The 14,949-nt window shown below is 63.6% G+C and carries 9 protein-coding genes; 3 read left to right on the top strand and 6 right to left on the bottom strand.

The annotated features are described in order from the left end of the window. The first annotated feature begins 19 nt into the window (after nt 1-19). Nucleotides 20-3,454: a YadA-like family protein gene (locus H4O11_RS00315; protein ID WP_182337436.1), complete on the top strand. Its 3,435-nt coding sequence runs from the start codon at nt 20-22 to the stop codon at nt 3,452-3,454. A gap of 63 nt (nt 3,455-3,517) precedes the next feature. After that, a complete protein-coding gene (locus H4O11_RS00310; RefSeq protein ID WP_182337435.1) occupies nt 3,518-5,407 on the top strand; it encodes a S8 family peptidase in 1,890 nt (629 codons plus the stop codon). An 80-nt stretch (nt 5,408-5,487) separates the two neighbouring features. On the opposite strand, the gene H4O11_RS00305 is transcribed toward H4O11_RS00310, so the two are convergent. From H4O11_RS00305 to H4O11_RS00280, 6 genes are all read right to left on the bottom strand, one after another. Next, nucleotides 5,488-6,114, bottom strand: a complete 627-nt coding sequence (locus tag H4O11_RS00305; protein WP_182337434.1) for a YiiX/YebB-like N1pC/P60 family cysteine hydrolase — start codon at nt 6,112-6,114, stop codon at nt 5,488-5,490. Between the two features lie 191 nt (nt 6,115-6,305). Continuing rightward, the gene (locus H4O11_RS00300) at nt 6,306-9,362 is read right to left on the bottom strand and encodes a TonB-dependent receptor (RefSeq protein ID WP_182337433.1); all 3,057 of its coding nucleotides are present in this window, start codon (nt 9,360-9,362) and stop codon (nt 6,306-6,308) included. A 200-nt stretch (nt 9,363-9,562) separates the two neighbouring features. After that, nucleotides 9,563-10,786 (bottom strand): hypothetical protein, encoded by a 1,224-nt coding sequence (locus tag H4O11_RS00295; RefSeq protein ID WP_220466537.1) that lies wholly within the window; start codon nt 10,784-10,786, stop codon nt 9,563-9,565. Nucleotides 10,787-11,297: 511 nt separating this feature from the next. Further along, the gene (locus H4O11_RS00290) at nt 11,298-12,638 is read right to left on the bottom strand and encodes a S41 family peptidase (protein ID WP_182337431.1); all 1,341 of its coding nucleotides are present in this window, start codon (nt 12,636-12,638) and stop codon (nt 11,298-11,300) included. An 89-nt stretch (nt 12,639-12,727) separates the two neighbouring features. Further along, a complete protein-coding gene (locus tag H4O11_RS00285; RefSeq protein WP_182337430.1) occupies nt 12,728-13,405 on the bottom strand; it encodes a L,D-transpeptidase in 678 nt (225 codons plus the stop codon). A 157-nt stretch (nt 13,406-13,562) separates the two neighbouring features. Further along, entirely contained in the window at nt 13,563-13,832 is a 270-nt protein-coding gene (locus H4O11_RS00280) for a hypothetical protein (protein WP_182337429.1), read from the bottom strand. A 267-nt stretch (nt 13,833-14,099) separates the two neighbouring features. Here H4O11_RS00280 and H4O11_RS00275 point away from each other — a divergent pair, with 267 nt between their 5' ends. After that, on the top strand, nt 14,100-14,855 hold the full coding sequence (locus H4O11_RS00275) for a hypothetical protein (protein ID WP_182337428.1): 756 nt from the start codon (nt 14,100-14,102) through the stop codon (nt 14,853-14,855). Nucleotides 14,856-14,949: the final 94 nt, after the last annotated feature.

Here is a 14,949-nt window from a genome sequence, read left to right as displayed (position 1 = left end):
TTCCTACCGGATGATTGCGATGACCCGCCCCTCCCTGTCCCGCTCCTTGTGCCACTCCCCCACGCGCTCCCCTGATCGACCACTGCGGCCGATGGCGCTGGCCATCCTGGCCGCGCTTTCGCTGTGCGCCGCACCCGCCTGGTCGCAGGCAACCGCAACCACTGCACCAACAACACCCACAGGTCCAGAAGATGCAGGCGTCGACACCGCCGGGCTGCAGGACCCCGCGCCGCAGGACGAAGAGGATGCCAGTACCGCCAGGCCCCTGGATGCCCTGGTGGCACCGCTGGCCGATGGCGGCCACGGCACCGTACTGGGCGAGAATGCACGGGCCGGTGGCGCCTACGGGGTGGCTGCCGGTTACGGCGCCTCGGCCTCCGGTGCCAGCAGCACCGCCGTCGGCGGGCAGGCAGAGCAGTTCAACGTGCGCTCGCTCACTCCGCTTGCCCCGCTGCTGGACGAAAATGGCGATCCGCTGTTGGTGACCGCTGCGGCGAACGGGGCCTATGCCTCGGCATTTGGCGCTGGCAGCCAGGCCACAGGTGCCTTCAGCACCGCGCTGGGCACCAATGCCCGGGTCCTTGGCGTGAGCGGCACTGCAGTGGGGTTTGCATCACAGGCATCGGACCGCGCGGTAGCGGTGGGTGATTTCGCCGAAGCCCTCGGCAACAACAGCGTTGCCATTGGTGGGTCCTTCCCGACCAAGCTGATCCTCACCACCCCGGATGGCGATGTGATCGTGGATGTCACCGCACCGACGTCAGCAACCGGCGACCATGCCATCGCGATCGGCTCCGGCGCCGTCGCGTTCAACGATTACGGCGTGTCGCTGGGCGTGTCGGCCAACTCCGGCATCCAGGCCGTATCAATCGGCGTCGCCGCCCAGGGCAGCGGCACCAATGCCGTTTCCATCGGCACGCAGTCCAGTGCATGGGGCGATGAGTCGCTGGCATTGGGCGCCGCATCGCTTTCGCTGGGCGCACGTTCCATCGCCGTCGGGCTGGAAGCCATCGCGCTGAGCGACCAGTCCGTGGCCATCGGCAACAACGCCTTCGCCGAAGGCGTACGCAGCGTAGCCATCGGCCAGGGCTCCTATGCCGGCCGCGATGACGTAGTGTCGGTGGGCGACGTGGACTACGGCATCACCCGGCAGATCACCAACGTGGCCGCCGGCACCGAAGCCAACGATGCGGTGAACCTGGCGCAGCTGCAGGAAGTAACCGGTTCATCGCGTTTCTTTGCCGGCACCGGTCGCGCAGAGGACGCGGAAAGCACCGGCGCCTATGCCAGTGGTGAGGAAGCAACCGCTGCCGGCGAAGCGGCGGCGGCGGTGGGCAGCGGTGCATCGGCCTTCGGTGCCGGCGCCGTGGCCTATGCCGATGGCGCCCTGGCGCTGGGCCACAATGCCTTGGTCACTGCTGACCATGCCCTGGCACTGGGCAGCAACGCCGCAGCGGTCAACTACAACACCATCGCCATTGGCTCCAGCAGCTATGCCGAAGGCGACCAGAGCATTGCCATTGGTCTGGAAGCACAAGCGCTGTCGCCCGCATCGATGGCCATTGGCGGCTTTACCTATGCCGACGGCCTATGGGCCACTGCCTTCGGCTACAACTCCACCGCCATCGGCGAGCAGGCCCATGCACTGGGCGTCGGAGCCGATGCGCAGGGCTATATTGCAACCGCCGTGGGCGGCACCGCCGCTGCCATCGGCGATGGCGCCACGGGCATCGGCAGCAATGCGCGCGCCAACGGCGCCTATGCAACCGCGCTGGGCGCCAACAGCTTTGCCACCGGCGACCACGCCATTGCGCTCGGCAATGGCAGCTATGCCAATCGTGAAGGTTCCATTGCCAGTGGATTGCTGGCCATCGCCGACGGCGTGGGCAGCATCGCCATCGGCCAGTTCGCCAAGACTGGCGGGCAGCGACCGTCCGATCCGGTGGACCCGGGCGATCCGGGGGAGTGCTGGATCTGTGGCCCGGCCGCGACGGCCGTCAACTGGCCCGAGGACGCGGATTACGCCATCGCCATCGGCAACAATTCCCAGGCCTTCGGCACCGGCGGACTGGCGCTGGGGTATGGAGCGCTCAACCTGGGTGACAACAGCGTCGCGCTGGGCAGCGGGTCGTTGTCCGACCGGGACAATACGGTCTCCATCGGCGCCGCCAAGGCGTGGACGGACCACAACGGCCTCAGCCACGAGGCCCTGGACCGCCAGCTGACCAACGTCGCCGCCGGTACCGAGGATACCGATGCGGTCAACCTGGCCCAGCTGCGCGAGGTAGAAACCGGCATCGGCCAAGTGCTGGGCAATGCAGTCACCTACGATGACAGCAATCGCCAGCATGTGACCTTCGGGGGGCGTGACGGTACGGTGCTGGCCAACCTGGCCAACGGTCGGGTGACAGTGGAAAGCAACGAAGCCATCACCGGTGGCCAGTTGTTCGCTGCGCAGGAATCGCTGGCCAAGGTGCTGGGCGGCGGCAGCGAGCTGCTGGAGTCTGGCCAGATCAGCGGTACCAGCTTCCGTATCCGTGGCAGCAGCTACACGACCGTGGCAGGCGCATTCGATGCATTGGATGCTGTGTTCGGCACGCTGCAGACCCGCGTCGATGCGCTCGAAGGCAAAGTGGGCAACGGCCAGGGGCCAGGCGTGGTGGTGGGCAACGATAATCCCGCAACGGTGGCCGATGGTACCAACGGCGTAGCCATCGGTTCGGGCGCGGAAACCGGCGGCCAGAACGGCGTCGCGGTCGGCGGCGGTGCCTATGCCGCAGGGCCCAACGACACGGCCATCGGCGGCAACGCCAAGGTCCATGCCGATGGCAGCACCGCGGTGGGTTCGAATACCAGCATTGCCGCGGCCGCTACCAATGCCGTGGCCGTGGGCGAAGGCGCCAGCGTCACGGCCGCCTCCGGTACCGCACTGGGGCAAGGTGCCTCGGTCAGCGCCAACAATGCCGTGGCACTGGGGCAAGGTTCGGTCGCCGATCGTGCCAACACGGTCTCGGTCGGTGGACCCGGCAACACACGCCAGGTGACCAACGTCGCCGCAGGTACCCAGGCCACCGACGCAGCCAATGTCGGCCAGGTACAGGCCGGTGACGCACAGACCCTCACCTCCGCAAAAGCCTATACGGACGCTTCGCTGTCGTCGTGGGATGAAAAGATGGTGGGCTACCAGCGCAACGTGGACCGTCGCTTCCACGAACAGGATCGTCGCATCGATCGCCTGGCTGCGATGAGTGGTGCCTACGCTGGCATGGCGATGAACACCGCCGGCCTGTCGGGCGTCAACCGCATCGGCGTGGGCGTAGGGGCGCAGGGCGGTGAAAGCGCCCTGGCGATCGGCTACCAACGCGCCATCGGCAACCGCGCCAGCGTCTCCTTCGGTGGCGCCACCTCCGGCGGCGAGTCCAGCGTCACGGCAGGCGCCGGCTTCAGCTGGTAATTGCCCCCGCCGCTGCCCGCCCACTGGCGGGCAGCGGCTTCACCCTTCTTTGGAGATCCTGACATGACCAAGACCTTGATAGCCGCCGCCGTGGCCGCGGTGCTAAGCACCGCCACGCTCGTTGCCTCCAGCGACGCAGCGACCGCACGCATGGTGATCCGCCCGATGGCTACCGCCGCACCTGCACGCAGCGAGGCCCCGAGCCGGCTGGTGGTGCGTTACCGCACGTTGCCCGGCGACGACGCCGGGGGCCGCCTGCGCGTGCTCAGCTCCGCCGTAAGTCGCAGTGGACTGGCAACCCCATCGTCGACGGCGCGCGGCACGCCTGCGCCACTCAGCGCACAGCGGCTGCGCACGCTGGCCACCGGTGCCGAGCTGTTCTCGTTGTCGCGCGGCCTGGCCCCCGCCGAAGTCACCCGGCTGCTGCGGGAAGTTGCCGCAGATCCCGCCGTGGCCTCGGTGGATGTCGACCGCATGCTGCAACCGGTGCGCAACCTGGTCCGCGCGGATCCGGCGCCGTCGCTTGGCACGGCCGCGGTCGCCACGCCCGACGATGAGTTCTATGCCACCCACCAGTGGCACCTGCACGACTCCAAGGGCGCCATCAACGTGCCCGGCGCCTGGAATACCAGTACCGGCAAGGGCATCGTGGTGGCGGTCCTGGATACCGGCATCCTTGCCGGGCATCCGGACTTCGCCGACAACGTGCTTGAAGGCTATGACTTCATCACCGATGCCTTCGTATCCCGGCGTGAAGACGACAGCCGCGCACCGGGTGCATTGGACCTGGGCGACTGGACCACGGCCAACGGCTGCGGCAGCGGCAGCCCCGCCACTGCATCCAGCTGGCATGGCACGCACACCGCCGGCACGGTGGCCGAGGCCACCCACAATGCCATCGGTGGTGCCGGCGTCGCCTACGACGCGCAGATCCTGCCGGTGCGCGTGCTCGGCCAATGCGGCGGTTACGACTCTGACATCGCCGAAGCCATCGTATGGGCATCCGGTGGCAGCGTGACCGGTGTCCCCGCCAACACCCATCCCGCCGAAGTCATCAACCTCAGCCTTGGCGGCTCCGGCGCCTGCTCGACCGACACCCAGGCGGCCATCGACGGGGCCGTCGCGCGCGGCACCACGGTGGTGGTCGCGGCCGGAAACAGCAACGCCGATGTGAGGAACTTCTCCCCGGCCAACTGCAACAACGTGCTGGTGGTCGGCGCCAACCGCATCAATGGCGGCCGTGCCGGGTACTCCAACTACGGTACCCAGGTGGACGTTGCAGGCCCCGGCGGCGGTGGCGACCAGGATCCGGGCAACGGTGGCTGGGATGGCTACGTGCTGCAGGCTGGCTACAGCGGCACCACGACCCCCACGTCGGGCGAATATCTCTACGCAGGCCTGGCCGGCACTTCGATGGCGGCCCCGCATGTGGCAGGCACCGTCGCGCTGGTGCAGGCCGGGCGGGTCGCGCAGGACCGCGACCCGCTGAGCCCTGCCGAGATCAAGGTGCTGTTGAAGGACACCGCGCGCGTGTTTCCGGTGGCGATTCCGGCCAATACTCCGATCGGTGCCGGCATCGTCGATGCCAATGCCGCAGTGACCAAGGCACTGGTGGAGCCCTGCGTGCCCAGCGATACGGTCGAATGCGCACCAGAAACCACGCCGCTGGCCGCCAACGTCGCGCTGGCCAACCAGGGCTCCAATGGTGCCGGCATCCTGTACAGCATCGAGGTCGCGGGCAGTGCACCACTGACCTTGATGACCTTCGGTGGCCTCGGCGATGCCACGGTATACGTGCGCCGCGGCGAGGTGCCGGATGCAGGGCATTACGACGCAAGGTCCCAGCGCGCGGGTAACACCGAGAGTATCCGCGTGGCATCACCTCAACCAGGTACGTATTACATCTGGGTAGCAGGAAGCTACAGCGGCCTCACCGTCGTGGCGCGCCAGTAAGCGCAACCAGCCAGCCGCCGAGAGGATTCCGTAGCGCCGGGCCATGCCCGGCGGATATCCACGACCCGGCGTGCATCGAATCAGTCCACCACGCCAATACGCTCCAGCACCGGCGATGCGGACATGTCATTCGGATTGGTTCCCGGTGCACCCTGCGGCACGTCCATGCCCTTGCTGCGGTAGAAATCCACCCAGTAAGGCGATATCTCACCCGTCTGCAGGTTCTTGAAGTTCATCGGCTGGGTCGCAAATACATGCCGTGCACGGAATGCACGTTCGATGAAGTCCGAACAGTAGTAGCTGTCCTCATCCTGCACGTAGGTCTCGTTGTAGGGCTTGCCCAGCAACGTCCGCGCGCGGGCGATGGCATCGGGAATGGCGCTGCGCTGATCGCCCTTCAAGCGATGGATGACCACCTGTCGGTGCCTGGCCCTCGCTTCATCCAGGAAGGCATCCAGCGCCTGCTCCCGCGATCCCTTCTCGTCTGCATGCAGCACCACGTACCCATCGGATTCGTGCGCAACCAGTGCAACATGGTCATAACTCACCGCGCCCTGCTTGCCGGTAGCGTCGTTGATGGCCCCGCTCAACCCCGTAGTTGCCGCCGTGACGAACAGCAGGTCGCCATCCTGTACCTGCGGCGCCTTGGCATGTACCGGCAGCAGAGAGGCAATCAACAGCACAAAGGAAAGCAGGAGGGTACGCATGGCGGTCACGGGGCATGGCAAGGGCGTGATGATGCCATGTCGCGCCTGCCTCCTGTAGGGCAGCGCGATGTGCCGCTGCTGCCCGGCCAGGCGGCCTGGACCCCTTCCCGTGCACGGGGTCTCCAGGCCTCGCTCAATCCACTCCATGTACCGGCCCTGCCCACGCCACGTGGGCAGGGCCGATTCCCGCATCAGAAATCGTAACGGACCTGGAACCTGTACGAACGCGGGGCCTGATAGCTCACTACCCGGTTTGCCTGGGAGTACACCGTCCCGATGCTGGGCGACTCGTAATAGTCCAGTTGGTTCTGCACCGTCTGGCGATCCAGCACGTTGAAGACATCACCACGGATCTGCAGCTTGCCGTCGGCAAAGGTGGGGCGCCAGGTCAGGCCGAGGTCGATCTTGGTCGTCCACGGCAGGTTGCCGTGGCTGCCGCGCGGCGACGGTTCGCCATCGACGAAGAAATAGTAGGGGCCGTTGTAGTAGATGTAATCGTAGAAATAGGGATCGTCCGTAGCGACGGACTCAGGCAGCAGGCCAGTCTTGTTCTTGGGTCGCCCGGAGGCTGCCGTGAACGTCGCCGAAACCTGCCATTGTGGATTGATCTGGTAATAGCCGAACGCCTTCAGGTAATGCCGACGGTCGTTGGGCAGGTTGCCACTGGACCCCAGGGTCAGCTCCGGGAAGTCGAACGTCTGTGTCGCCGACACATCGGATTGTCCAAGGTCGGAATTCAGCTGGCCCTCGGCGTTGCCGTAATTGTGCGACCACGTGTAGTCCACCTTGCCATAGAACTGGCCGTCGAACTTGTGCTCCAGGAACAGGTCCACGCCCAGGTAGCGGCGCTTGAGCTTGGGGAATCCCAACTGGCCGGCGGTGAGCGGTACGTTGGTCACCGTGCCGTTGTCATCGGTGATCACGAAGGTGTTGCTCTCGCCCGGATTGAACAGCCGGCAGCTGTAGAAGCTGTCCTGGATGCCTCCGGAAACAAACGGATCCACGCCGTTGGCTTCGGCCCATGCCACGCCCGCGCGGAAGTCGCAGAAGTCCTCGATGGCGCTCTTCAGGTCGCGGTAGATGAACCGCGCGCCGCCGCTGAAACGGTCGGAAAGCTGTTTCTCGAAGCCCAGCACGTACTCATCCTGGTAATGCGCCTTGATGTTCTTGGCGGCAATGGAGCTGGGATCCTTGGCCTGGCCGTATTCGTTGTTGGGTGAAAACGGACCATTGCCGAGCGGCGTCAATCCAAGCGGCACGCCGGTGGCCGGATCGATGCCGGTGAACGCAAAGTATTCGCTGGTGTTCAGCGAAGGCGCGGCCTGGCGGTAGGCCGTACGGTTGGGCAACGCCAGGTGGTAGCGCCCCGCATTGGCGAACACCTTCAGCGATGCATCGCCGAACACGTCCCAGCTTGCACCCAGGCGGGGGGCCAACTGGTGGCGCTGCTTGATGTAGGCGGCGCCGTTGCTGTCGTAGTTGGTGAACTGCTCGTTGCGCAGGCCCAGCGACACCAGCAGGTTGTCGGTGGCCTGCCAACGGTCTTCGATGTATTGCGCGGACTGCTCCACGCGGAAGGTGCCGCCAGTGCGCGCCGAAACGCGGGTCACATATTGGCCGCTGGCGGGAATCACCGCGCCGCCTCCCAGCGGACTGCCGGGAACCGCACCTGCTCCACCGCTGTAGGACCAATAGTAGCCGGGCCCGGTGGAGGCCGAGCCACGACGCACTTCCAGGTCCTGCGAATCCAGGCCGAAGCGGATGTCATGATCCCCCAGGCGCCATTCCAGATCGATCCGGTAGCCATCGGTCTTGTCGTACTGGTCGTTCCAGGCCACGCTGGAGAACGCCTGCTGGCTGTTGCGGAACTTCTGTTCATCGGCGATGTTGCGCCCGTCGGTCACATACACCGCGCTCGAATCCGGATTCAGGCCGAACGGAGTGACCAGATGGTCCTGCTTCTGCCTTCCGTACAGGGCCGTCAAGGTAAGCGAATCGGTCAGGTAGCCAGTGTACTTGCCGATGTACAACTCGCCTCCGTCTTCGTAGTCGTAACCGGAGACAGTCGACGGATCGCGCTCACCGGTAGTGAAGTTGTAACGGGTATAGCGTTCCTTGTCCTTGGTGACGTCGGAGATGGCGGTCAATTCCAGCAGGTTGTAGTCATTGATCTGCCAGTCGATCTTGGCCAGCCAGCGTGGGATCTTGTAGTCGTAAGTCTGCAGGCCGTTGGTGCCGCTGCTCCAGCCGGAGGTGCCCACCGACAGCCCCTGGATGTCCTGCCTTGTGATCTCGCCAGCCGCATAGAAGAACAGGCGATCCTTGACTATCGGTCCCCCTACGTATGCGGCATAGGTGGTCGACTCGTTCTCGTAGTGCTTCTCTCGATCCTGGTAGATGCGGCCGGCATTCGGGCTGGATGTTCCCTCCGGGTAATAGATGATCTCGCGCTTGGCGCGGCCGGTATCCGGATTCCACACCACCTGTCCACCGAACTTCCATTCGTTGGTGCCACGCTGGGTGATGATGTTGACCACGCCGCCGGTGGCGCGACCGAACTCCGCGCTATATCCGCCCGTAATGGCTTGATACTGCGAAATTCCACCGAACGGCAAGGTGGTCGCCCCCAGCGCGGTGTACGGATTGGTGACCGCGTAACCATTGATGTAATACGCATTCTCCGACGCAGAAGAGCCACCGAAGGAAGCCACGTCGCTGAAACCGCGCGCACCCTGGTACCGGGAATCGCCGCCCACGGCGCCGGGCGTCAGCAGGGCGAGCGCGGCGATGTCGCGGCCGACGGAGAGTTTCTCGATCTGCTCTGCGGTAAACACCTGGCGCGAGTCGACCTGGGATACGTCGATCGGCGGCACGCTCGTGGCCGTGACCGTCACCCGCTCCAGAGTCTGCGCGCCACTGGCGCTGAACGAGACTTCGCTGCCGCCGCCAAGCAGTACGTTGACTTCGTCGCGGCTGGCGACGGTGGCACCGTCACGTTGCAGCGATACGCGGTAGCGGCCCACCGGCAACGCGGTAGCGCGGTAACGTCCCTCCGCATCCGGACGCAGCGTCCGCACCAGCCCGGTCTGGGTGTTTTCCACCACGACGGCGGTATCGGGATCCCCGGTGAGGCCGAAGATCGTGCCCGTGGCATTGGATTGTGCGAATGCCGGGGCCATGACGCTGAGCGCACCGATCAATGCATAGGGAAGTACGGCACGGCGCAGGCGTTTATGGCGTGAAGTCATCAGTTCCCCCTTGGAAGTTAACGAAATGGAAAGTCAGTACTGACGTTCACATGCCGTTAATCTAGGAGGAAATGACGCGTATTCATTTGATTAGACCCGTTTCCGCATAAGGCGGGGCATGCGTTCGCCGGCGCTGGAGCGCCTCGAACACATGCTGCGCGCCAAGGGAACATGCCCCGGCGCGCAACATCAAACGGCTTCTAGGCAGACTTTCTACACCATGTGGTCGTCGCCACGGGATCGACAGGATCATCTTCGAAGAGCTGCGCCATCAACTCATCCCATTGCTTGACGCTCTTCTTGTAGCTGTTGACGCCGTGAGCGTGGTACCAGTGCCAAGGTCTCGGAAAGTTGACGAGATAGACAGGCGAAGGCTTACCGCCTTGGTCAAGGTCACGTCTGACCGTCGCGCATGCACGCTTTGGCCTGACTGCCATACAGGTGTTTCCTGTGCCCAAGGTATTGCAGGGCAACAGGAATTTGGATGTTGCCACGTCACCTTTACTGGTTCCAAGGATCAAGCGAGAGGGAACAACACCCTGATAGCTCTCATCCTTCTGGGCAGGGCTTTCATCCCTGAAGTGGCTGAACGCCGTAACCGGCTGGGCGGGGACCAGCATCGCAACACGAAGGTTGGTCAGATTGGTGGGAATTCGGTAGTCGCCCCTGGTTGCGCCAGCCCGTGCACCAACCAGCTCATTCCCTTTTCCCGAAAACCCTTTATAGCTCCCTCCACCATTTCCCAGGGCATTGGTGACGACGAATGCAGCAGAGCTATGGGTGAATATCCGCAATCGTGCGTTTGGCTCAACCTTGTTGAGGATGCGCCGCAACCCATGGCCAACACGTGGACCATTGAACTGCGCTTCTCCCCAGATGCCTATCCCCGCGAAGTTTCCGCGCAGACCGTCCCAATACATCTGAACAACATGGACGTCCGGGCGGTCCCGATGAACATCGTCAACAAATTTTTCCATCCATGTATTGATTTCACCATGGTTGTTGTTGAAGCCATGAACCAACAGCAGGATTTCCTTGTCAGCATGGGCGTTGAAGTCTGCCACGACGTTGTCGCGAAGCTTGTCTTGAACCAGGCGCCAATCGCTTTCAAACCTCCCGGAGGAAACAGTGCCGGTAGCTCTCAGGAAATCGGCCCAGTTCCCGGACCCCACCTTGGATTCCCTTTCAAAATACGCACGGAGCGTTGCCACGTTCTCCATCGTGACGTCTTGCGTGCCCAGGCCATCGCCCCTCATGCCAGCTGCATCCACCTCAACGGAAGCCGGTGGATAGAGATCACCCGATCTATCCATGAAGAAGGCCGACCCCGACCTCACTTCTGCACGATCGTCCTTGGCATAGATAACGTTCTTCCTGGTACTGCAACCTGCGCATGCCAACAGCACAAAGACAACAACAATCATCGAGTAAAGCCGATTCATACCACCCCCTGTAGGTTAGCTCTGAATGCTACGGCGCCTGTCGGTACCGGGCCTGGATCTGGCGCAGCGCAGAAGGTCCCCGAGCCGCGCCAGAAACCCTTATAAACCATCGTGCGCAATCCGGTGGGGAAGACAGCGTCCTTGCATTGGGCAGGGCGAAGCCACAGCACCACGTAGTGGCCCTCGTGGCCGGCGACCGGTCCAACTGACGGATGTCGATACGGGATCATCCGATCCCATCCGCTTCGCCTGGCCGCCCCTTCTCCTACAATGGTCTACCCGTGGCCGCACCGTAGACCTCGCTAAGGGGCTTGGGCTCAGCACAAACCTGCCGTCCGTTGTTCTCTCTTTGATTGGCGCGGGGACCGTCTATACCGTGGCTCAGGGTTTTTCGCACAGCCTCGGCCAGAAACGGACACCGGACAAGACCTCAATACGGGTCCACCGATCTCCGCACGGCTCAGAATGAAGAGATCAGTGACATTTCCAACTTTCAGGGCATGGAGCGCAGCCATACTGCGGCAGTTTCAATGGCGTCCTGATCACTGGGCACAAAGCTCTCCGGCGTTATGCCTTGGGGGTATGCCTCACCATCACGGTCAAGCATTGCCGCGGTCGTCAACCGAAGGACACCGCCGTCGGGAAGCGCAAAGGCACGGTTGGACGTCGCAAGCCCCGCGGTGGTCTGCCCGAAGAATCGGGTTCCGTGGCGGGCCCTGAACGCCACGGCCACCGCCTCGCCGGAGCTTGCCGTCTTCGGGCCCACCAGCACGGCCACGGGGCTATCGGAAAGATTCGTGCCACATGCACGGGTAGCCCGCGAGCGCCAGCGGGTCACGACACCGTCCCGATCGCGGAATGCGCCTGCATCGCGGGCGCCCAGCAATGCATGCAGTCCATTGAGCATGGGCCACATGTTGCCGCCGGTGTCCTGACGAAGATCGAGGATCCAACCTCTGGATGAGGTCGGTGCCAGCGTGGCAATACGTTCGCAGAGCTCTGCGGTGAACGCCGCACCGGCGCGTGCATCGGTGCCGCGCAGGCCAGGCACCAGCACGTAGCCAATGTCCTGCATCGGCCTGGCTTCGATGGGCCGGGTGGCAGCCGCGCTCTGGCGATAGGCCAAAGCGTCCTCGGGCGTTTCAAGGCGGCTGTGGCGATCTGCCAATGCATCCAGGACCTGCCGTATCCTGCCGTATGCCTCCTGCGCGGGGAGGCCTTTCAGGTCGGGCGTCAGCAGTGCAGTTTCCTCAGCTGACCAATTTACCTTGCCCGCGTTCAGTGCATTGGCGCGAATGAGGGGAAGCGCATGCGCCACCATGTCATGGGCAGAGACGCCGGTCGACTTCGCAGGCTCTGCCGTCAGCATGAGGTGCTCGACCTCCACATGCCCGGCACTGTTCAGTGTCACCCCGAACTTGAGGCTGATCGTGCTGGCGGGAATGTAGAGCAAAAGCTCCCGCGCGAGTGAACCGTCACCCGCGCGCACAGGATCGCGCCCCGAGCTGGCGAAGGCCAACCTTCCTTCGGGCCCGTCCGCACGAACCCAGAGCGCCGCGATCCCGGCGCCATCATTGACCCGCAGCTTGCTGGCCAGACGCACTTCCTTTCCTTGGAAGGGACCAGCCTCCAGCGAGGTGATCGCACCGATGAACGGGTTCTCGCCCGTCGACTCGGCGAACAAAGTGACGGCGGCGCCGCCCGTGCCCAGAACGTCCCCAGAGCCACTGGCAACCGAGTGGGTGCTCGTACCCTTCCATAGGGTCGCAGCTTGCGTCCCAGCGCTGAAGAGCGCCAATAGGAGGACAGCCGCCGTGCGGTGCATGGTCAACATCCCTGTTCCCTGTTGATGAACGAAGTCGCTTCGGCTTGAATTGTCAGGCCTGCTCGTGCGCAAACCAAGGCAAGACATCGAAGCTCACTTCACTTGCCAGCGTGCCGTGTGCCTTTTCCATCATTGCCTTCAGCCGCCCGACTTTGCGCGAACTCAGGGAACGTCTCCGCTATCGACGCCTTCTCCGGCAGGATGTAGAACACCCCGCCGCGCTCGAACGTGGAACTGATGATCTGCTTGTAAAACTCGGGCGAGACGTTGATGCAGCCGTGCGTGACGCGGTTGTCGTCCGGCGAAGGTGATGCCAGCCGTTCGGCGCGTCTCTCGGACGGGACGCCAGTCGCGGTAGGGTGGATGGAGACTGCGGATTCGTAGTCCACCCACAGGACGCGTCCGGCGTCGATTGACGGGCCGAAACCGCCCACAAAGCGACCCGCAGGGGTCGTGCGATCCCGGCCGGGAATCTCGCGAAGCGCGAGCCCGGCGACGCCGGGGGCCGTATGGTCGCCGGTCGCCGAGCCAAACAGCCCCGGAACCGCGCCGCGAAGCCGGCCGTCGCCGCCGAATACCAGAATCTGTGCAGCGGCCTTGTCCATGATCGCGAATGGATAGCCTTGGCTGTCCTTCGTTGCGACAACCCAGCCCGCGAGTTCAATCACCGTCGAAGACACGTCCTGGCCTTGTGGAAGCTCATCGACGGCGGCTGCCGGTTGCGTGGAGGCCTCCTCAGCGCTTGCCTCGCCGATGCTCGCGAACACCAGCGCCATTGCCAGCGCGGCATGGACGGCCCGGATTACAGGGGATGTATACGTGCGGATGGGACGGTTCCTTGGAATGCAGACGGCGGAGCTGAAGGAAACCAGCGGCCCCTCAAGGCCACTGGATCCCCGATTCAGACGTTCATCACAAACTGTGCAAGAGCGGCTAGCCGCGCGGAGTGCGGCGAGGCGCCTTTTCAAGCTGTTGGACACGCCCTTCAATCTGATCCAGACGTTGGTTGGCCTGCTGCGCAGACTGATTGGCGGATTCAGCGCTCTGGGCTGCACCCTGCACCTTCACATCGAGTTGATCGAGCCGTGAGTTGATCGTTGCAAAATCGTCTTTATAGGTGGCGCAGGCGCCCAGGCTCAAGGTGGCGATGATCGCCACGCCAAGAGTACGTGCCGTCATCAGATGTCGCTTGGTCACTAACATTCCACTCCCTCCTTCGTCTGGGGAATCTGGAATATAGCGGCCTTTTCGTCAAAGCCATGATCGGCTTTCAGCTGAAGTTAGAAGACGTAGATGGCGTGTGAAGTCGTGGAATGCCCCCCTGCTGCAGCCCCTAGCTGCGCACCAGACGGGTGTAGTCATGGCTGGTGAATGGCCACCGCCTCGATGCATCGGTAGTCTCACCCACTGCGACAGCAGCACGAGACGATCCTCTCTCATTAGAGAGGGGGGATATGGATGGCCGGTGCTGTGGAAGACCCAAACTGGTACCGACGCTTTTCTGCTTGGTGGGAAGGCCAGTCGTTGGCAATCAAGGTCTACTTCGGAGGTTCAGCGCTTCTGCTGATGGCCATCGCCTGCTTTCACGCCTCCCCTCGCGGACTGCTGACCGGGTGCCTGACCTACGCTTCAAGCGGGCTTCTAGCCTTTGGTTTTCTGCGCGAGGCATACCTGTGGGTCATACCGAAGCTCCAGCTTCCTCTTGTGAAGCTGTTGGTGACCGGCGCGAGCGTGATGGCACTGGCGGCTGCAACGGGCATCAGCAGAATGGCGGTGAACGAGGCCACCGGCCAAGACCCCTCGTACTTCCCGACGACAATTGCGTTGCTGCTGCCGCTGTCTGTGCTACGGGTCGTGTCAGTGGTGGCGATTGTCGTCAGCACACTTTCCACCGTGGCGCTAATGCTCTGGGCGGGAGCAAAAATGCTTCTGACCTGGGAGCCACTGGACGACAAAGACTTTTGGCTCCTTTCGGCACGAGTCCTTGCAGGTTTTTCGATCGCAATCATCATTTCCAGTACGAGCAGCGCCACGATCGTGCCGACGTGGATGGAAACCGTGGCCCGGAAGTCAGCAGTCTTCCTAGACCTCTACAATGACCCGGCGTGCACCACAGGACCTGGCAATAGAACGCGCCGCATCAACGACAACGTGGTCATCGTCAGCGCCACGTCGGGCGCCTACCCCACGTATGTTCGCCGCCTGTGTGCCATCGCACCCGAATGAGCGCGATGGAATCCGTGAGCAACATCAGTACGATGAGAAAATCAATCTTCTAACCTGGATCGAATGCTGCGGGGCTGCCGTCCATGGCCATGTG

The organism is Stenotrophomonas tumulicola, assembly GCF_014117215.1.
In the GTDB taxonomy this organism is placed as follows: Bacteria; Pseudomonadota; Gammaproteobacteria; order Xanthomonadales; family Xanthomonadaceae; genus Stenotrophomonas; species Stenotrophomonas tumulicola.
Note: the sequence above shows the minus strand (reverse complement) of the source record. Positions and strands in the feature narration are given on the sequence as shown.